The sequence below is a fragment of the Akkermansia sp. AE01SA01 genome (assembly GCF_036417395.1).
Taxonomy (GTDB): Bacteria; Verrucomicrobiota; Verrucomicrobiia; order Verrucomicrobiales; family Akkermansiaceae; genus Akkermansia.
The window spans coordinates 539,498-560,836 of record NZ_CP143890.1 but is presented as its reverse complement, the minus strand read 5'-3'; the positions used below and the strand labels follow the sequence as shown (position 1 = coordinate 560,836).

Below are 21,339 nucleotides of genomic sequence, written 5' to 3'. Positions count from 1 at the left end.
GAACGCAAAGAGCAGATTGCTCATAACTTCACATCACCTTATGCCTGATTCCGACGTCAAATCCACACCCCTGGCAGCCAAACACATTGAACTTGGAGCCAAAATGGTTCCCTTCGCCGGCTGGAACATGCCCGTGCAGTATACCGGCATTCTGGACGAACACAAAGCGGTGCGCGAGACCTGCGGCATCTTTGACATCTCCCATATGGGCCAGTTCACGGTATCCGGCCCGAACGCGGCGGCATGGCTGAACTCCATGCTCACCAACGATATCAACAAGCTGGACATCGGCCAGGGCCAATATTCCATCATGCTTAACGAACAGGCTGGAGTCATCGACGATCTGATCCTGTACCGCATGGAACCGGAAACCTTCTTCGTGGTGGTGAACGCCTCCAAGATTGGTGAAGACTTCGCCTGGCTCTCCGCGCACAAGCCTGCGGACGTGACGCTGGAAAACCATTCCGACGAATACGTGGGCCTGGCCGTTCAGGGACCTCTTTGCGGGGCAATCTTCGCCAAAGTCATTCCCGGAGTGGAACTCCCGCCCCGCAACGGCATCGCCCGCATCACAATGGACGCCACGGACCTCATCATCTGCCGTACCGGCTACACCGGGGAAGACGGCTTCGAATTCTTCTGCCCTGCTACGGAAGGCGTCAAATGGTTTGAAGCCTTTCTGTCCGCCGGAGCCAAACCCTGCGGACTCGGCGCCCGCGACAGCCTGCGCCTGGAAATGTGTTATCCGCTGAACGGCTCCGACCTGGCGCCGGACAAAACTCCGCTGGAAGCCGGACTGGGCTTCTTCTGCGCGCTGGACACGGAATTCATCGGTTCCGGCATTCTCCGCGAACAAAAGGCCAATGGCCTCACCCGACGTCTGGCGGCCATTGAATACACGGGCAAGGGAGCGCCGCCCCGCGCCCATTACAAAGTTCATCTCCCCGGCGGCGAAGCCATTGGAGAACTCACCAGCGGCGTACTCTCGCCCTCCCTGATGACAGGCATCGCTCTGGCGTACCTTCCTGCCGCCCATGCCAAGGTCGGCACAGAGCTGGAAATAGATGTCAGGGGGAAAAAATTCCCCGCCCTTGTGGTCAAAAAACCCTTTTATAAAAAAGGCTGACACTACAACGCAAAAATAAACTGACAAATCCTGTAAATTACTACACTCTTACCTCATACAACCAAATCTTATGCACGACGTACCAGAAAACCTGCTGTATTCCAAAGATCATGAATGGATCGAAATTGACGGAGACATCGGCACCATCGGTATTTCCGACCATGCCCAGGCGGAGCTCTCCGATGTAGTCTTTGTAGACCTCCCCGAAGTAGGAGCCACGGTCGCCGCCGGGGACCCCGTGGCCGTCGTTGAATCCGTCAAGGCCGCCAGCGACGTGTACACTCCCGTCTCCGGTGAAATCCTGGAAATCAATGAGGAACTTTCCAATGATCCCTCCCTCATCAACTCCGATCCCTACGGCGCGGGCTGGCTCTACAAGATCCGCCTGGACGTTCCTACGGAAACGGAAGACATGATGAACGCAACCGACTACGAGGAATACTGCTCCTGAACAGTTCCTCCTCTTCCGCCCCGGTGATTCCGTCCCGGGGCTTTTTGCTTTAGCCCGGCCCCTTCGGACCGGACGCCACACTGCCAAACACCACATGAACACCCACACAGACTTTGCCAGCCGGCACATTGGCCCCCAGGGGGAAAAACGCCGGGAAATGCTTGGAAGCCTCGGCTATGAAACGCTTGAAGAACTCATTGCGGACATCGTCCCTGCAGACATCCGCATGAAAGCCCCTCTGGACCTTCCTGCCGCCAAATCGGAAACGGAAGCATTGGAGGAACTCCGTTCCATCCTTGGAAAAAACAAGATCCTAAAATCCTTCATTGGCCAGGGATATTACGGCACCATTACTCCGTCCGTCATCCTGCGCAACGTTCTGGAAAACCCAGGCTGGTACACGGCCTATACGCCCTATCAGCCGGAAATCGCCCAGGGACGGCTGGAAATGCTTATGAACTTCCAGACTATGGTAGCCTCCCTGACGGGGTTGCCGGTCGCCAATGCCTCCCTGCTGGATGAAGGAACGGCTGCGGCAGAAGCCGTCTCCATGTGCCGGAACACCCGCCCCAAGGCCAACACCTTCTTTGTGGCGGACACCTGCCATCCCCAAACCATCAGTGTCATCCGTACCCGTGCCGCATGGCAGGGCGTCAACATCGTAGTAGGGGACTGGACCTCTTTTGATCCTGCTTCCGTCGGAGCAGACCTTGCCGGCGTCCTGGTCCAGTATCCGGACACCCTGGGCCGCATCAATGACTACACGGACTTCTTCTCCCGCGTACATGCTGCCGGAGCCCTCTGCGTCGTGGCTGCCGACCTGATGGCGCTCACTGTCATCAGGGAACCCGGCTCCTTCGGAGCGGACATCTGCGTGGGCAACACGCAGCGCTTCGGCGTCCCGATGGGCTTCGGGGGGCCGCACGCAGCCTACATGTCCTGCACGGACACCCTGAAGCGCCGCATGCCCGGCCGTCTCATCGGCATGTCCATAGACTCCCAGGGACGGCCGGCCTACCGCCTGGCACTCCAGACGCGGGAACAGCACATTCGCCGGGACAAGGCCACTTCCAACATCTGCACCGCCCAGGTCCTTCTGGCCGTCATGGCCGCCTTCTACGCCGTGTACCACGGACAGGAAGGCCTCAAGTGCATCGGCACGGAAATCCACCGGAAAACGAAAAGCCTGTACAAAGCTCTCACGGAAGCCGGCATCTCCATAGAAAACAAAAACTTCTTCGACACCCTGCTCCTGACGGTGCCGGGCCGGGCGGACGCACTCGTCAAACAGGCTTTGGATGCGGGATACAACATCCGCAAGGTGGATGCCGACCATGTCGCCATCTCACTGGATGAAACGGCTTCCTGCACGGACGTGGCCTCCGTGGCCTCCGCCCTCACAGGTACGGAGACTTCCGCCCCGTGCTACTGTGAATCTCCGGCATGGACGCCCATCCATACGCGCAGGACCCCTTTCTGCACGGAAACGGCCTTCAACTCCTACCACTCGGAAACGGAAATGATGCGCTACATCCGCCGCCTGGAATCCCGCGACCTGGCTCTCAACGAAGCCATGATCCCGCTGGGTTCCTGCACGATGAAGCTCAATGCCGCCTCCGAAATGATCCCCATCACCTGGCCGGAAACCTGCTCCCTGCATCCCTTCGTCCCTGCAGAGCAGTCTGAAGGCATCCGGGAAATGCTCTCCATTCTGGCGAACCGTCTGGCTAAAATCACGGGTTTTGCCGCCGTCTCCCTCCAGCCCAACGCGGGCGCGGCAGGAGAATACGCAGGGCTTCTGGCCATCCGCCGCTACCAGCAGCATGCGGGAGAAGGCCACCGGAACGTCTGTCTCATCCCCACCTCCGCCCACGGCACGAACCCCGCCTCCTCCGCAATGGCCGGTCTCAAGGTAGTCCCCGTCAAATGTGACGAAGCGGGCAACATCGACATGGACGACCTGAAAACCCAGGCAGAAGCCCACCGGGACAACCTCTCCTGCATCATGGTCACCTACCCCTCCACACACGGCGTCTATGAGCAAACCATCAAGGAACTCTGCGACATCGTGCACGCCAACGGCGGCCAGGTGTACATGGACGGCGCCAACATGAATGCCCAGGTGGGCCTCACCTGCCCCGGCTGCATCGGCGCGGACGTCTGCCACCTGAACCTTCATAAAACCTTTGCCATGCCCCATGGCGGAGGCGGACCCGGCATCGGCCCCATTGGCGTGGCGGAACATCTCGTGCCCTTCCTGCCCGGCCATCTCAGCCTGGACAGTGAAGAAGGAGCCGTAGCCTCCGCAGCATGGGGAAGCGCCTCCATCGCCGCCATCTGCTGGATGTACCTCTCCATGATGGGGCCGGACGGCCTCAAGGAAGCAACGGAAGTAGCCATCCTGAGCGCCAACTACATTGCCAAAAAACTTGACGGCCTCTTCCCGGTTCTCTACTCCGGCAACAAGGGTCTGGTGGCCCATGAATGCATCCTGGACCCGCGCCAGCTCACCCATGACGCCGGCCTCACCGTGGACGATATCGCCAAGCGGCTCATGGACTACGGATTCCACGGCCCCACCATGTCCTTCCCCGTACCCGGCACCCTGATGGTGGAGCCCACCGAATCGGAACCCAAGGAGGAACTGGACCGTTTCATTGAAGCCATGGAACACATTCATGCGGAAATCACGGCCATTATCAACGGAACAGCGGACAAGGAAGACAACATCCTTAAAAATGCCCCGCACACGGCGGAAATGGTCTCTGCCGACGAATGGAAGCATCCCTATTCCCGCAGCCAGGCGGCCTATCCGGTATCCGGACTGCGCGTCCACAAATTCTGGCCGTACATTGGCCGCGTGGACAACGTGTATGGAGACCGCAACCTGATCTGCACCTGTGACACGGTGGAGGAATTCTCCAAGGCTGTGGAAGCATAAAGTAAATACACCCTTAACCGCGAAAAGCCGTCCCCTGATCCGGGACGGCTTTTTTATTCTTCTCCGGCAGAATGAATTCGATCAGGCTGCATCTCCCTTCATGGGATATCAGCCCACAAAGGAACCATCCGGGGTTCCTTCAAATTGCTCCCACGGCAGGAATAATCACTTTTTCCAACTCATGCTGTTATTGATCGCATGAAACCTGCTTTCTACAAAAAACGATTAATCTAATGAATATATTACTTCTTCCCTGTGAATCGGATTATAAATTCGAAGTCAATATAAAAAGCCAGAATTTTCTTTTTCTCATGTTCATTTCCAAGGCATTATTTATAGCCTGCCTAGAAAGGAGGACCAGTCTATTACTGCTGCTTCTCAAGTTGCTGCAGATGTTATATAAAAAATGAAATGATTGATTATAAAAGATATATGATTTTTTTACATTAAAATGGATTTATCGAATTTTCAGCGAATTTATAATCCGCTATTGGCAAATGGAGTGGCGGCTAACTCGCGCCACCATTAACCCCATATTTTAGTCTGTCTATGAAGAAAACCTTATTCCTGGCGGCCCTCATCACACTCTCCTCCATCGCGGTTCAAGCGGCCACGGTGGTGATAACATTCGGCGTAAATTCCCTGGCTCAAGGTACATCCTCCATGGATGGCACCTATCTTGGGGAACAGGGCAAAGTAAATCTGATCAAAACCGGAAGTTCAGGGGGCAATTATACAAGCGGCGCCCTCAAAAACTTCGATGGTTCATCTACGGGTATCACTCTGGTAACAGGAGCAGGGGCCTGCGGTGCCCAAGGCGTCCTGACAGCGGACAACATCCAAAATTCCTACAATCCCGACAACTCCAACAAATTTTTTGACGTATTCGGTTCCGACATCACAACGGGCAACAATGGAGGAGGATGCATCAATAAAAATCCCGGCCCGTACACCATGCAAATGCGGGGGCTCTCCGCCGGAAGCTATACGCTGACCATGCTTGTAGGGCGCGGCAACTCTTTTGGAACCGCCTCTTCAACCTATGATTTGACCGGGAATATAGAAGGTCTCTCCGCCACCCTGCTTGACTACTCGGCCGGTTCCAATGCCTCACTTTCCAGCACGACGTTATTCTCGGAATCTGGAGCAGGAGAATGGGCTCTGGTGGAATACACCTTTACGGTCACGGAGGACAACACCACGCTGAGTCTGACCTCAAACGGTACCGGCAACATCAACGCTCTTGCATTATCCAGCATCCCGGAACCCGCCACGGCCTCTCTCGGCTTGCTGGGTCTCGCAGTCCTGGCGATGCGCCGCCGCCGGGCTTAATGCGACTCAAGCTCTCTCATCAATGGAGGCCGCAACAATGACGGTCTCCATTGATTTCTTTTTACGGAATCATCCGGTCGGAGGGATTCCCCATTGAGAATATACATTTTTTTGTTAGAATAAGGAATATGGAACGCAGGCGCTCCTTGAATCTCATGAAATTCCTCCGCGGCATATCGGCAACTCTCCTTCTATTCCTGGCCGGTACGGGCTCCCTGAATGCGGAAGAAATAGGTATCGGCGTCCTGAACGGAACCGTGGCTACGGAAGCGGCGTTTCTGAATGCCCAGCCCGGAACACTGGCGCAGGAAGGGGAAACATGGAACTTCATCACTCCGACGACGGCGGCCAAAACCTCGGCAACAGGCCTGAAAACTGTTCGTGGAACAGCCACACAGGCCTCCATATCCTTCAACAATCCCGGCTACTGCTTCAGCAACGGCACGTTTGCCGCCGACAAAAACCGTGACTACCTGCTCATGGACTCCTGGGCCGGAATCCGGGGCATGGAAAATGTAGTCATCTCCCAGCTCCCCGACTCCATGGCGGAATACTGCCATGTGGAAATCTACGGGGATTGCAACACCACAGACCGCGACATGCTCTATACGGTCAACGGCATGGTGAAAACCATCCAGGACAGGGAAAACTTCTCCGGCACATTTAACGAAGGAGCCAACAAGGTCACCCTGCGGTATGTCCCGGTCGTGAACGGCGTCATCACCATCACGGGCAACGGAGCGGACTCCACCCGCTCCGCCATCAACGCCGTGCGCCTGATCTCCCCTGCTCCCGGCATCATCTCCTTCACCGCTACACCGCCTGAAATCATGGAAGGAAGCGCCGCGGGCGCGGAACTAAGCTGGAAAACCTGGAAATGCGGAGAAGTCACCTTAAGCACAAAAGACGGTGAAAACATTCCCGTCACCACGGAAAACGGCACGGGAGCGATTACGGTCAATCCTGAACAAACAACTACCTATGTACTGAACGCTCGGGGAGAGGACGGAACGGAATCTGCGGCGGAAGTAATGGTAACCATCAAGAAGCAAGAACCGGAAATCCTTATATTTGAATCGGATAAAAAGAGGATTGTCCCCGGAGCGGATGAAGAAGCCACCTTGACCTGGAGCACCGTCAAGGCACAAAATCTGGAACTGACGGCCAACGGAAAAAACATCGCCATCACCAGTGAAAACGGAGCCGGCACTCTCCGGGTCAAACCGACGGAGACGACTCTCTACACATTGACGTTGACCGCTGCCGATGGAACACAGAAAAGCAAATCACTCATCATCTCCGTTCTGTCGGAAAATACGCCCAATGTCCTTCTATTTCTGGTAGACGACATGGGCTGGCAGGATACCTCCGTTCCTTTCTATTATCAAAACGGCCAGCCCGTTAAAACGGCCCTGAACAACTTCTACAAAACCCCATCTATGGAAAGGCTGGCGGCACAGGGCCTGAAATTCACGAACGCCTATTCATGCCCCGTATGTTCCCCGGGCCGTACGTCCCTGATGACGGGAAAAAATGCCGCCCGTCACCGGGTTACCAACTGGACATCTCCGAACAGCCCTGTGCTCAATGATTCCAACCCGCATGTGCTCATGCAGGCTCCGCAATGGAACATGGGCGGGATGAGCCAGCAGGAAATTCCGCTGCCACGCGTGCTACAGGAAGCCGGCTACCGGACTATCATGGTAGGGAAAGCCCACTTCGCCCCGGCCACAGAGCGTTATGCCAACCCCATCAACCTCGGGTTTGACGTCAATATCGGCGGGAGCTCCGCCGGACAGCCCGGTTCTTACACTCCCCAGTTCGGGTCCGGCGTCTACCACGTTGCCGGTCTGGAGGAATATTACAAATATACCACGACGGAAGAGAGGAAGAGGAACTTCCTGACCAATGCCCTGACTCAGGAAATGAAGAAACAGATCAAGGCGGCCGTGGATGAACAGAAGCCCTTCTTTGCGTACATGGCCCATTATGCCGTTCACCAGCGGCACGACCAGCCGGACCCCAATGGGGACACAGAATACTACCAGGCCCTCCAGCCCGGGCGTACCGATTTTGAAGGCAATGTAAACATCAATCAGAACATAGGCAACTTCGCCACCTTGATCCAAGGCATGGACAAATCCCTGGGCGATCTTATGGATTATCTCCAGGAACTGGGCGTTGCTGACAAAACGCTGGTCATCTTTATGTCCGACAACGGCGGGGACTCTCCCATCCAGCAAGGATCCAGCCGCAATATGCCCATGGTGGAGAAGGTCAGCGCTATCGCGCCGCTCAGGGGCCGCAAAGGCAACCGCTATGAAGGGGGCACCCGGATACCGATGATCGTGGGCTGGGCGAAGGTGAACGCCTCCGCCCCCATCCAACAGGAATACCCCATTCCGCAAAATGTCGCCAATCATGACATCGTAGCCATCTGGGACATCTATCCCACCCTTTTGAGCATGCTGAAGCTTCAGGTTCCGGTGGACCAGCAGGTGGACGGGGAGGACATCAGTCCCTACTTCAAGGGGGAAGCTTCCTTCCACCGCACTCAGAAGATCTACCACCATTACCCCCACTACCATGGCTACGGCCACTTCTATTCCACCTACCGGGAGGGAGACTGGAAAGTCATTTACGACTATCTGGACCAATACTCTAATACAGATCTCTGGACCACCTATAACGAAGGGTATAAAACGGCGGGCCGCCTTCCGTGGAAACTTTTCAATTTAAAGGACGATATCAGCGAAAGCAAGGACCAGGCCCGGGATCCGGCGCAGCAAGAACGCCTGATGCGCATGGCGCGCGCCCTGATGAGGGAACTCCACGGAGCCGACGCCCAATATCCCCTCCTTAAAAGAAACGGAAAAATCATCGGTACGGCCTATATCCGCATGCCGGACCTCCCGGATGTGGATTCTGACGGGGACGGCGTACCGGATCTAATTGAAGACGCCAATGGAAACGGGCTCATCGACCCCGGGGAAACGGACCCGGACGATCCTTCGTCCGTCGTGCCCATTCAGGAATAAACACTCCGACCAACAGGACAAGAATCATGAAGCAACCACGCCATTATTCCGCCGTTCCTGCCCGCATGCGGCTTGGCAGGCTGGTCATCTGCACTGGAATGTTCCTTTCAGGGGCTCTCCTCATGGGCGACACCGTCATCAATGCCGGAGGAGGCGTCAGTAATGTAAAAAAAACGGGCAATGGAGGAGGCACGCTGGACTACGGCCAAGTCACCATTTCCGGAACGGCCGTCTATGAAAACAACACAGTCAGCGGATTTTCCCAGGGCGGAGCGGTTTACGCCGGCTCCGTCATCCAGAATGAGGCCGTCTCCTTCTCCGGCAACCGGGCGGAATCCGGCAGCGGCGGCGCGCTCTACTGCCGCGGAAACGTAAAAATTGCGGCTGGCTCCTCTTTTTCCGGCAATACGGCCTCCAACAACGGAGGAGCCCTGTGCCTGGATGCCAATGACGGAGAAGTTCTCCGCACCGCAAACATTGAAAGCGGCAGTACCTTCGCGAACAACAGCGCGGGCAAGCTGGGGGGAGCCATCTACGCAGCCGGCAAAGGCGCCGCCTGCCAAACGGAACTGACGCTTCACTCCGCAGACTCCTCCCGCCCCATCTCCTTCAGCGGCAACTACCGTGGAAGGGCCGTCGGAACCTCTGCGGGCGGAAGCGCCAACTCCATCACGGTCATGGGCAACGTCAGCATGGTCATGCAGGCGGAACAAAACTGTCTGATCAGCATGGAGGACCCCATCTACTCCTTTGCAGGATACTCCGCCACCTCAAGCCTGCGGAAAACGGGGCCCGGTACCCTCGGATTCGGTGGAGGCATTTCCCGGTGCCATTTTCCGGTAAGCGTGGAAGCCGGCACGGTAAATCTGGGTGCGACAGCTTCCCTGCAAGGGATGACGGAACTGGACATAGCCGGAGGAACCCGTCTGGGCTTCACGCTGCCCGCAGAACCGTCGGCAAATGCCAAATGGAGCGCTCAAGGGCCGGTTAACCTGAATGGCGCTTCGGAACTCCACGTGACCCTGCCGGAAATAACGGACACAAAACAAGGCAAAACATGGAAACTCGTGGAAGGCAGTGCCCTGTCCATGACGGGCCAGCCCTCCGTCTCCTATGACCCGGCAACAGCCGCTCCGTGGCAGCAGGCGGGCAGCTTCTCCCTGCACCGGGAGGAAACAATAGGAAAAAGCGCGCTGGTCTTAAGCTGGACTCCCACTCCTTCTCCCTATGAAAAATGGAAGAATGACCATTTTACAGACGACACTCCGGAAGACCAAACCGCTCCGGAAGCCGCCCCCGCCGGGGACGGCATCACCAACCTGATGAAATACGCCACGGGGCTGCCGCCCCTTCAACCCTGCGGCACCGTCACTACGCTAACGGTCAGGAATGTGGATGGCATGCCGCACCTGGTGCTGGAATGGCCGGTGAATCCGGATGCCACAGACGTCGTCTTCAATGTGGAAAGCTCAACAGACCTGAAAAAATGGAATGATGAAGGCGTGGTAACTCCGACGGGTTCACGGGGAGAGTATCAAGACCCGGCGGCGATTGACAGCAATGCGCCGGAACGCCGCTTTCTGCGTCTGAAAGTGACGCGGGAATAAAAGGAAAAGGCAGGAAAAACTCTCTCCCCGGTCTTAAAAATCCTCTTCTCTGCGTTTTGTGAAAGCAAGCCGACCCCGAAAGGAAGTAGCTCTCCATATTCCGGCTTTTCATGGATAAACCTTATCTGGAACAAATCGAAAACATTCCCGCCTGCACCTTATATCTTCCTCTCCGGAGAAACCCTTTCCTGACCCTAAGACGCCTCTCCCCATGAATAGACGTCTTAAACATGGGAACACATCAATTCCACGGAGGATCTCCGTACTTATTCTCACCCAGCTGGCTCTCCCCGTAGGACAAATACCACAGCAGCAGCCATCCCAGCGCGGGCAGCCCCAGGCACACCAGCCAAATACCGCTTCTCCCCACATCATGCAGACGGCGTACCATGGTAGCCGCCAGAGGAATGGCCAGGAGGGACAAAACCAGATAAAACAGCCCCAAAAAGACGCTTTCCATCCACGGTGCCGGATAGGAGAAAAAACCGTACTTTTCCAGGGCCGGAAGACAGGCCACAGCCAGCCACACCGACCCCAGAGTGGCATATACCTCCCGCATCTCACCCTTGCCTGCACGCCCCCGGAAACTGCACCATTCCCTGGCCACCCTGCGCCAATACTTCTGCCGTGACCAGTCGGGAGCAAGAGACCTTTCGCAGGTATCTGCCTCTCCTTCCGCCACCTCCATGTCCCCATCCTCGTCCAAGACAGTCATGGGCGGAATATAGGAAGACAAAGGCCTCCAAGCCCCGTCGGGCAACTTTCTCACCAGAGCCTGGTTGGACAACCGCCCCTGGTTCCTGGCCTGCAACAGAAGCACCAGGGCAACTGGTCCTTTGGAAGAACCGTCAATTGCCTGGTACTCGTAAAGATCGCTCATGGATTGGCTTTACTTGCCATCCGGGGAATGGCTGAATGCGGAAACGGGAATCTCCTGCTTGGGCAGATTGGGCCCTTTCCACTTCAGAGTCACTGCGGAACCGGAACCGGCCGTCCCCACATAGCCGATGCGGATGGGATGCTGGCCCGCCTTCAAATACACGGGATTGTTTTCTTCCCCCAGGTCGGAGGATACTTCCGTTCCGGGATGATACACCTTGTCCGCATCAATCAGCTCCATCCCGTGCAGGCGCACAAAAGCCTTGCTCCCCTTGTTGGCGTCCGTAGTCAGATAAAAGGTATAGGCGCCGTCTGCGGGAACATTCACGTAACCCGTCAGTTCCACGCCCCGCTTCCTGGGACCGTTCATCTTGACGGACGGGGCTTGCGTCACGCCGTGGGAGACAGCCGGAGCCTTCATCTGGCGGAAATCGGGCACCCAGGGGAATTCCCCTTCATACAGGGACCACTTCAGGCCGGGAACTCCCTTGGCTTCCACGGCAGGCACCAGAGCCGTATCAAACACCGTCTTGGAAGGATGGGATGCCCGGCGATTGGACAATGCGGCAGCCTTCATGCGAGCCTGCAGTTCCGGTTTGGACGCGGCCAGATCCTTGCTTTCCTGCGGGTCCTTCAAGGTATCGAAAATCATGAAATCCTTGTCCGCATCCTTCACCCCCATGCGCAGCCCCTTCAAACCGTCCACAAAGACGATCTGCTGCTGGCCGCGCTGGGCACCCTTGTGCTCACCCAGGAAATCCTTGTAACCGGGGGTTTTGCTTCCGTGGTTGTACTCGGTGTAAACAATGCCCGGCTTCTGCTTGTCCGCGTGCCCTGTCAGCGTCGGCATCAGGGAAACACCGTCGCTGCGGGCCGGAACAGGCACGCCGGCGGCATCCGCCAGGGTAGCCAGCCAGTCATGGAATTGACCGGGCTGAAGACTGACCTGACCCTTGGGAATGCGGGCAGGCCAGCGTACCAGCGTGGGAACACGCATGCCGCCTTCCCAGCAATCCCGCTTGATGCCGTCCATCATCCCGTAACTCTTGAAAAACTGCGGATTCTGCGCTCCGTGCTGATGCTTCATATCGGCGCCGCCTTCATTGTGGGGGCCATTGTCGGACGTGAAAACAATCATCGTATTGTTGTCTATCTTCAAATCCTTCAGCAAATGAATCAAATCCGCCACTACATCATCCACTCGGCGGATCATGGTGGAATGACGCTTGGCCACCTCATTCGGAAAACGGGAATTGTCCGGATAAATATAAGTATCCTTGTCCTTCTCCGCCTTGGGGCCAAAAGCCGTATTGGCGGATTCCGTGCCGTTCTTCTTTACCCATTGCAGGCCGCCTTTCACACCGCCGCCGGAAGGATAGGGCGTACCGGGAACCGTCAGGCTCCCGTGGGGAGCCGGAAAAGCCAGATACAGGAAAAACGGCTTGCCGGTCTTGCGGGCGGACTTGCGCTGGTCCATGATCCACTGCTTGGCGCGGGCGCCAAACAAATCCGTGGAATAGGCGGTCAGGGGAACCTGCTCCTTGATATTCTTCCACTCCGGATTCGGGGCGTAACCGTTGTATTCAAAAAGATCGCGGGATTCGGAAGGATAGTGGAAATGTCCGGCCAAATGGTCCAGAATGCCATAAAAATAATTGAATCCGCGCTGGTGGGGGCCGCCCGTCACCGGGCCATGGCTCTGCCCGCCGCCGCCCACACCCCATTTGCCGATGGCAGCGGTATCATATCCGGCTTCCTTCAAGACGGAACCCAGCGTATGGGAATCTTCAATGGGATGGTCAAACCGGTTGTTCCTCACCACACGGGAAGTTCCCTGGTGCACGCCCAGCAGCAGGGAGGCGCGTGCCGGAGCACATACGGGCGCGGCGGAATAATGGCGGCGCAGCTGAATCCCTTCACGGGCCATGGCTGACAAGGCCGGAGTTTTAAACTCGTTCTTCCTGCCCACCGTGCGTCCATTCAAATTCTCCTGGCTCCAGTTGGAATCCAGATCGCCCCACCCCATGTCATCCACCAGAATGAAAATGATATTGGGCCGCTCAGTTTTTCCCGGTTTGGCGGAAGGGTTCACGGCGTTTCCAGGAACGGCCATGCAGGGAATGGCGGCAGTTAGCAAAACGGTCAGGAAAGGCAGCAATTTCATCTTGAAAATGGAAATGTGATTAACATGTAAACGTTGCAGGGATGATCAATCTTACAGAAAACCTGACTCCCCTCAAGCAAATTAAACAGCGCCGCCGAATTGACCATGGAGCCACACGAATTATTGTGGAGAGTGTCATGAAACCTCCTCCCTGTTCTCATTGGCATTCTCCTCCTCCGTTCAGCCCTTCTTTATCACATACAAGAGGAATCCCTGAAATCCTGGACAATACGGTACTCCGAAAGCATGTTTGCATGTGAAAGCGTCAAAGAATACTTGAAGAACCATTTTATCCTGCTGATTCAGGACAGCCCCCGATATATTCGGAAAAACAATTGTTTTCTTTCACCCCCTTGAGGAAGAGGAGAACCGGCGGACGGAAAGACCAGTACCGGCTGCGGTACCGCAAAAGATCACCCCGTACCGATCGTTCCGGTGCGCCGCAGCCCACCCTCCGCCCCGTCAGGGCTTCTCTTCCGGTCCATCGGAAAGAAATTGGCGGGCAGAAGGAATAAATGGATATTTTCTTCATTTGGAGAACATTGCGTAGAAAAAAAAGAAGAAAAAATCATGTTTGTGCACGGCCCAGCGGCGGGTTGCAAATCCGCGCTTACTCTCCTCTTTTTTATATGACCGGATAACTGACTCATAGTCAGCAGGAAACACATTCCAGCGAAAGACCAGAGCAACCGTAGTTTTCTAAAAAAGAATAACTTGAGGTCAATTAAGGATTTGCTCTCCAATATTCGGCATTGTTTGCGGATTTGCAATCCGGTAAAGAACCCATATCGCTGTCCGTACAGCCTTTCCAACCCTCACATATTATACTGCATGAAGATTAAATCTATATCCGCCCTGCTTGCCGTCCTGGGATGTTCCGTCTCCCTGGGGGCAACCACCACCATTACGGATTTCTCCAGCCTTCTCGGCGGAACCAGCCAGGACGGCATTTCCCTGAGCGGAACAAATGCCACTGCAACAGGTACCGGAGGCCTTTCCCTGAACAACGGTTCCCTGGACTTTACCATGACCGGAGCAACGAATCGCCCGAATGTTAATGCAGGCCAGTCTTTCAGCGTAGCCCTGACCTTCGATCTCTCCACTCTTGATTCTGGAACAGGCTCCACGCTGTTTTCCGCTCAATTTGGAACTGGCGCCTACGCCGGCCTTTTCGGAGCCCAGTACAAGGACGGGGGAGTTCATTTCGGCTACTGGGGTACCACCCAAACCGAAGGGAAATACGGGACAACAGATCCCACCATCTCCGTAACGGGAAATACGGGCAATCTGTCTGTTGTATGGACAAAAACCTCTGATAACAATGTCAATCTGGATGTCTACCTGGACAGTGGTAAAATTGGAAGCATCACATCCAATGGCGGAGGAATCAACTTCAGCAAACAATTGGAACATCTTTTCGTAGGAGGCAAAGGAACAACCAACAGCACAAGCATCACCAACAGCTTCACTCCCTCCAGCAACCTGACCCTCGAAGGCATGCAAATCGTGACGGGCGGAGTCATGGATGAAGAAGCCTTCAAGAATTACTATAACCAGCTGGTCCCTGAACCGGCCACGGCATCCCTTAGCCTGCTGGGCTTGAGCGTGCTGATGCTGCGCCGCCGCAGATCCTGACCGGAATTCATCCCTGACAACCTTTCACGGCCATCCGGCCCGACCCGGATGGCCGTTCTTTACCTGAAATTCAAATACCCGTTTCATTCTCTTCTCCATTTCCATGAAAACCAGGCTTCCCCTTTCCCTGCTCGCCGCGCTGCTGGCGGTCGCCGCCCCCTCAACCACCATCGCCTCGGGAACGGATTTGGGCAATGTCATGTTCGTGGGGGATTCCATCACCCACGGCGTCAATAGCGGGTCCTACCGCTGGGCCTTGCACAAGATCTTTGCGGACAATGGCATTTCCTGCAACGCGGAAGGCGTGAACACCGGCAACAACTCCGGCGGCGTCACGGCTGGAACTTCCTATGGGGGTCAGGTTTTCAACAACAAGCACTCCTCCCAGTCCAGCGCCAGGGCATGGGAAATTTCAGGACAAAGATACGGAGGCCGCTTTAACGGCTCCAACATCGACAACTGGCTGGGCCATTCCGGCACCAAGACAAACGGAGCCGCCTATACGGGGCCGACTTTTACCGGAGCCGACACGCCGGATACTTTTTTCCTGATGATCGGCACCAATGACCTTTTGTCCGACGGGAACAACGCAACCCTGGGCGACCGCATCGAGAACGCCACGAACGCATTGCTGGGCAACATGGATTCCATCGTGAACAGCATGCTCACTGCCAACAGCAGTGCGAACGTCATCGTGATGACTCTTCCCTGCTGGACGACACACGGCAATGCCAACTCCGACGCCACCCACGCGGCCGTGAACACCTATAATGATTCCCTGAAATCCTGGGGACAGAACAAGCAGGGAGTCTCCGTCATCGACGTCAACAAGGGGATGATCGACGTGGCTTCCAAAACCCCGTTCTACGGCGTCGGCTCCATGTTCAACGCCCCCGGAAAAGACGGCCTGCACCCCAACGCGCAGGGAGACCTCATCATGGCGGGCAACATCGCCAAGGCCATGGGCTACGCAGGGCGTTCCGCGGGACAACAGAGAAAAGCCGTCTCCGATCTGGCCGTCAATTTCCACCAGGGAGGCCAGGCCCCCGCATGGACCGGGGTGCAGGATCTGACGGATGTCGGCTTTGCCGTGTCCAACGTCACGGTGTCTTCCGCCGGCATCAGCCTGGGACAGCCCGGTAGCAGCATGATCAGCCATACATGGACGGAAGGGACCGACCTGTCCGGCGGATTCACCTTTGACTTCACGCTGAGCCTGGGAGACGGAGCGGCCAGCGGCTGGAACGTCTCCGACCAGTTCAGCGTCAGCCTGGGCAACGGCTCCTTTTACGGAACGCTCAATATTTGCGAGGCCTACATCAAATGGGGGGACACCATCCTGTATTCCATGGACATGTCCGCCAACACGGACAGCCTGCGCATGGCCTATGTGAACGGCAATGAACAGGAAGGCCTGAAGGGAGGCTATTACATCTGGCTTGGGGACATGCTGATCGGGGAGGCCCTTTCCGTCACCTCCGGTTCCGGCCTCAACGGCGTCATCATTCAGTATGACGGCAGCGGAAACGCCATTCTGAAAGATATGGCCCTGGACGGGACCGGCTCCTACGCCCCCACCACCTCCGGTCTGGTCAACAAGGACAACGCGTTCATCTCCTCCGGTTCCGGCAACGCGGCCAGCCCGCCTCAAGGAAACATCGTCTGGCCGGAAAAAGGCTTCACCCACGTCAAAGACGGCCTAGTCTGCTCCGGGGGCTTCAACGCGCGCTCCATGGCGGATTCTTCCACCGGGAAGGCGGGAAACTCCGTCTCCGCAACCATCACTTCCGGCAGCGCCTCCTATATTTTCGCGAATAAAGGCAATTACACGGGCGACGTCTGGCTAACCATCTCCGGAGAAGGGGAGGCCTCATCCTGGTACGGAGCCCACGGCGCCGAATACGGTCAGAACGGAGGCACGCTCGACGGCAGCGCCTATCTGCGCTTCACGGGTTCAGCCAAGGGAGGAAGCACCGTCTTCGGCGCCGTGAATTCCACCCGGGTGACCGGAAACGTTTATCTGGAATTCTCCGCGGAAAAGGCATTCTTCGGCACCTTCACAACCACCAACGCTTCTTCCGTGGCAGGTTCCTACGGCTCCGACATTGGGGGAAATGTGGACATCGTGATCAATTCAGGCACGTTTTCCAGCCAGGTCATGGGCGGCATTTTCTCCGGAAACGATAAAACCATCGGCGGGGGCGCGCACGTCTACGTCAACGGCGGCAGCGTGAACGGGGACGTAATGGGCGGCGGCCTGACCGGAACCATTGACGGCGGCACGAACGCCACGGTTACGGGCGGCGACATCTCCGGCTCCGTGTACGGGGCGGGTAAAGGGGGCAGCATCATGCAGGGAAGTTCCGTGAACGTGACGGGCGGCCTCATCAGGGGGAACGTTTACGCGGGAGGGAGCAGCGGCGCCGTACGGGGCAATACGTCCGTCACCGTGACGGGCAACTCCGCCGTGCTTCACAACGGTTCTTCCTGGGGCTCCATCTCCGGGGGAGGCTCCGGAGGCACCGTCGGCGGGAATTCCGAGGTCCGCATCAAAGACCTCGCTTCCGGCACGGCGGCCTACGGCTTTGACAAATACGCGGGAGCCATCAGCGGCGGCACGAACGTCAGCGGCAACCGGACCCTGGTTCTGGACCACGTAACCGTGAACAGCTTCCAGGCCTCCCTGAGTGATTTTACCCACGTCTCCGTGGTCAACCGCACCAATACCGCGCTGGATTCCCTGGGCGGTGCCCTCACCCTGACCATTGAATCCGGAAGCGCCCTGACGCTGGCCGGAGCTTCGGACCTGACATCCCTGGTGCTGGGGGAAAACGCGGCCTTGACGCTTCAGGCGCTTACTGCGGGCTCCGTCATCGTGGACATCACCGGAACAAGCAGCTACACGCTTTCCCTGACGGAAATTCCCGCCAACCTGGCCAATATCAAATTCCTGAGCAACGGCGTCCTCTATGACGCGCAGATGACGACGGACCCCCAGGCCAACACCGCCATGATCTTCGCCCAGGTTCCGGAACCGGGAACCGCAACCCTCAGCCTGCTGGGACTGGCTGCCCTGCTGTGGAGAAGGAGCAGAACAATTCCCCATTGACGGCCCTTTGTTTTCTTCAGGCTTCAATGGGAACTGAAGGGGCTGTCCCGCCAGACGCGGAACAGCCCCGATTTTTTTCAGATACGGCGTCAGGCAACAAGACAGCCGGGCTTCATGACCATGCGATTCAAACGGCAGCATTCCGTGCCGGAAAAACGGATGATTTAACCGCCACGAAGGCGGCCCATGGCGATCGTGAAGGGGGGGAAACACTCTTCCTTGCAGAAAGGGAACAGGCGTCAGAACCTCTTCTTCCTGTCATCCCTGCGGGGCCGGTCGCCCCAGCGCTCTCCCCGGTCACTGCGGAACCCGCCGCGGGGTCCTCTGAAGCCCCCGCGGTCATTGCGGTCCCGGTCACCACGGTAGCCACCGCGGAACCCGCCGTTTCTGCGCGGGGGACGCGGACCATCGGAATATTCCGGCGTGCCCTTGTCCTCGCGAACATTGACCTCATAGCCGCAAATCGTAGCGTTCGCCAGAGCGTTCAGAAGCTGGGGAGCCACGGAGGCGTCCACTTCAATCAGGGAATGCTTGGCAAAAATTCGTATATCGCCCACGGCGCCTTTCTCCATCTCCACCGTATTGTAAAACAGCCCGGCAATATCCTTGGGCCGCAGGCCAATCATACGGCCGCCATTCATGAACAGCGTAACCGTATCATCCTTGTTCATCCAGGAATCCCCTTTCTGTGGGCTTTCCCCATCCTCTCCGGACTGCTGCGTATGGCGCGGCCGGCGAGCGGGCTTATCTTCCGGAATAGGCTGCACTTCCCGGTGGGTACGCTCCCTGAGCAAATCAAACAAGGCCGCCGCCAGGGATTCCGGGGCCGCTTCCACATCCTTCAATTCTTCCGGGAGAATAGCATCCGGTTTCAGGCGTTCCAGAATATCATCCACCAGGGATTCCGTCCGCAGCTGGTCCACCTGGACGGCGGTCATCACCGGTTCTGGAGTCAGCTTGACGCCTATGAACCGTTCAATCCGGCTCATCAGCGAAAAATCGCGGCGCCCTACAAACGTAATGGCTTTTCCCTTGCGCCCGGCGCGCGCAGTGCGGCCGATGCGGTGCACGTAATCCTCAGGATCGCGCGGCAATTCAAAATTCACCACGGCATCCACATCGTCCACGTCCAGGCCCCGGGCGGCAATATCCGTAGCCACCAGCAGGCGGAGGCTCCCCTTGCGGAAAGAGTCCATCACACGCTCCCGCATGATCTGGGGCATGTCACCGTGAAGACGGTCAACGGCATACCCCCGGGCCGTCAGGCCGTCCACGATGTCATCCACCACTTTCTTGGTATTGGCGAACACCAGCCCCATCTTGATCTTTCCCGTATCCAGCAGGCGGCTGAGCACCTCAATCCTGGAAGAAAACACCACCTCGTAATAAAGCTGCTCGATCGTGGGTACCGTCAGCGTAGGCCGTTCAATCGTAATCTGAACGGGATCCTTCATAAAACGGCTCACCAGCCGGTTGATCTCCGGAGACATGGTGGCGGAGAAAAACAGGGTCTGCTTCGTTTCCGGCATGGCCTCCGCAATGCGCTCAATATCCTCCAGGAATCCCATGTCCAGCATCTCGTCCGCTTCATCCAGGATCAGCATGCGGAGATGGTCCAGACGCAGGGCGCCGGACTCCATCAGGTCCATCACGCGGCCCGGGGTGCCTACCACGAACTGCACGCCGCGGCGCAGGGCGTCCAACTGGGGGCGGAAGGAAGAGCCGCCGTAAATGGGTACCGCGGAAACGCCGTCCATGAACAGGGCCAGCTTGTCCACCTCCCGGCAAATCTGCACGGCCAGTTCCCGCGTGGGGCACAGGGCCAGCACCTGGACGGCGCGTTCATCCGGATCAATGCATTCCAACGCCGGAATGGCAAACGCAAGCGTCTTGCCGGAACCCGTATGGGAAAGTCCCACGATATCAGACCCTCCTATGGCTGCGGGAATGGCTTGCTCCTGAATGGCGGACGGCGTGTCGAAGCCGAGAACCTCGATGGCCTCCAGAACTTCCGGTGAAATACCAAGCGTCGAAAATGAAGATGTCTGAGTCATGGGGAAAAAGGCTCTTTCAGGGCCACGGGAGAAGCTGAACGTTATTACCCGCCGTGTCCAGACAAAAGAACGAAACATACAGCCACATGCCACGATTTCCGCAGAGCGCCATTCTCCCGGAAAAAGGCCGCTTCTGCCTCTTCTGGTCTTTACGTTCGCACACGGGCTTGCAACTTGCGGGGAAACCTGTACGTATGTTACGAACTTATATCGCTCAATTCATGGATAAAACGCAATCCGGCTCCCGTTCCTCCCTTCTCGGCATCTTCATCAATATCCTTCTTCCGGTGTTGATCCTGGACTACTGCAGCGCAGGCCCCGCCAACCCCCTCGAACGGGCCGCCGGAGAAAGCTTCTGGCATATCGGCCCGGTCTGGGCTCTCGTAATTGCTCTGTCTCTTCCGTTAGTGTACGGAATCCGTTCCCTGGTCGTCACCAAAAAATTCGACCTCATGTCCGGCGTGGGCATGGCCGGCGTGCTTCTCACCGGCATCATCAGCATCTTCGTCATCGGGCCGGGAGGCCGCATCCACGGCGCCACTCCCTGGCTCTTTGCCGGCAAGGAAGCGCTGATCCCCCTCATTTTGGCGGCGGCCGTCATCGTCTCCCGCTCCACAAGCGTCCCCCTGCTCAACATGTTCATTTACACACCGGAGCTGTTCGACGTCCCCAGAATAGAACAGGCAGTGGCGTCCAGCGGCAGGGAACGGGACTATCAGCGCCTGCTGGCCGGCTCCTCCTGGATTCTGGCGGGAACGCTCGTGGCGTCCTCCATAGGCAATTTCTTCCTGAGTCTCTCCTTCATGTCCTCCGTCATGCGCCTGCCCGCAGAAGAACAGCAGGTGGCCTACAACGTAGCCATCGGCAGCATTACCTGGTGGGGTTTCCTGATCATCGGGGTGCCCATCCTGGTCGCCCTCGTCTTGATCATGATACGCCTCATCAAACGGCTCGGACAGTTGACCGGTCTCACACGGGACGAACTTCTTCTTAAATAGCTCCA

12 protein-coding genes are annotated in these 21,339 nt (G+C 57.0%); 9 read left to right on the top strand and 3 right to left on the bottom strand.

What is annotated here, in order from left to right:
• Positions 1–40: 40 nt before the first annotated feature.
• The 6 genes from gcvT (at position 41) to V3C19_RS02215 (ending at position 10,495) form a co-directional block, all read left to right on the top strand.
• Positions 41–1,126 carry a glycine cleavage system aminomethyltransferase GcvT gene (gcvT, locus tag V3C19_RS02240; RefSeq protein WP_295932943.1) on the top strand — a complete coding sequence of 362 codons (1,086 nt, stop codon included), beginning with the start codon at positions 41–43 and terminating at the stop codon, positions 1,124–1,126.
• A 70-nt stretch (positions 1,127–1,196) separates the two neighbouring features.
• Positions 1,197–1,577, top strand: a complete 381-nt coding sequence (gcvH, locus tag V3C19_RS02235) for a glycine cleavage system protein GcvH (RefSeq protein WP_067573971.1) — start codon at positions 1,197–1,199, stop codon at positions 1,575–1,577.
• A 94-nt stretch (positions 1,578–1,671) separates the two neighbouring features.
• Entirely contained in the window at positions 1,672–4,518 is a 2,847-nt protein-coding gene (gene gcvP / locus V3C19_RS02230) for an aminomethyl-transferring glycine dehydrogenase (RefSeq protein WP_295932945.1), read from the top strand.
• A 549-nt stretch (positions 4,519–5,067) separates the two neighbouring features.
• Positions 5,068–5,850 (top strand): PEP-CTERM sorting domain-containing protein, encoded by a 783-nt coding sequence (locus tag V3C19_RS02225; protein WP_130083962.1) that lies wholly within the window; start codon positions 5,068–5,070, stop codon positions 5,848–5,850.
• Between the two features lie 155 nt (positions 5,851–6,005).
• Positions 6,006–8,888 (top strand): sulfatase-like hydrolase/transferase, encoded by a 2,883-nt coding sequence (locus V3C19_RS02220; protein WP_295932948.1) that lies wholly within the window; start codon positions 6,006–6,008, stop codon positions 8,886–8,888.
• A gap of 26 nt (positions 8,889–8,914) precedes the next feature.
• Positions 8,915–10,495, top strand: a complete 1,581-nt coding sequence (locus V3C19_RS02215) for a hypothetical protein (RefSeq protein WP_295932950.1) — start codon at positions 8,915–8,917, stop codon at positions 10,493–10,495.
• Between the two features lie 241 nt (positions 10,496–10,736).
• Here the strand turns inward: V3C19_RS02215 and V3C19_RS02210 are convergent, their stop codons facing one another.
• On the bottom strand, positions 10,737–11,375 hold the full coding sequence (locus V3C19_RS02210) for a DUF805 domain-containing protein (protein ID WP_295932951.1): 639 nt from the start codon (positions 11,373–11,375) through the stop codon (positions 10,737–10,739).
• A gap of 9 nt (positions 11,376–11,384) precedes the next feature.
• Positions 11,385–13,538, bottom strand: coding sequence for a sulfatase-like hydrolase/transferase (locus V3C19_RS02205; RefSeq protein WP_295932953.1), 2,154 nt, complete (start codon positions 13,536–13,538; stop codon positions 11,385–11,387).
• An 831-nt stretch (positions 13,539–14,369) separates the two neighbouring features.
• On the opposite strand from V3C19_RS02205, the gene V3C19_RS02200 reads away from it, so the two are divergent.
• Both V3C19_RS02200 and V3C19_RS02195 read left to right on the top strand, forming a co-directional pair.
• Positions 14,370–15,173, top strand: a complete 804-nt coding sequence (locus V3C19_RS02200) for a PEP-CTERM sorting domain-containing protein (RefSeq protein ID WP_295932955.1) — start codon at positions 14,370–14,372, stop codon at positions 15,171–15,173.
• A gap of 103 nt (positions 15,174–15,276) precedes the next feature.
• The gene (locus tag V3C19_RS02195) at positions 15,277–18,282 is read left to right on the top strand and encodes a GDSL-type esterase/lipase family protein (RefSeq protein WP_295932959.1); all 3,006 of its coding nucleotides are present in this window, start codon (positions 15,277–15,279) and stop codon (positions 18,280–18,282) included.
• 239 nt (positions 18,283–18,521) lie between these two features.
• Here the strand turns inward: V3C19_RS02195 and V3C19_RS02190 are convergent, their stop codons facing one another.
• Positions 18,522–20,336: a DEAD/DEAH box helicase gene (locus V3C19_RS02190; RefSeq protein WP_161981308.1), complete on the bottom strand. Its 1,815-nt coding sequence runs from the start codon at positions 20,334–20,336 to the stop codon at positions 18,522–18,524.
• 221 nt (positions 20,337–20,557) lie between these two features.
• On the opposite strand from V3C19_RS02190, the gene V3C19_RS02185 reads away from it, so the two are divergent.
• Complete coding sequence (locus V3C19_RS02185; protein WP_130083970.1) at positions 20,558–21,334, top strand: VC0807 family protein; 777 nt, start codon at positions 20,558–20,560, stop codon at positions 21,332–21,334.
• Positions 21,335–21,339: the final 5 nt, after the last annotated feature.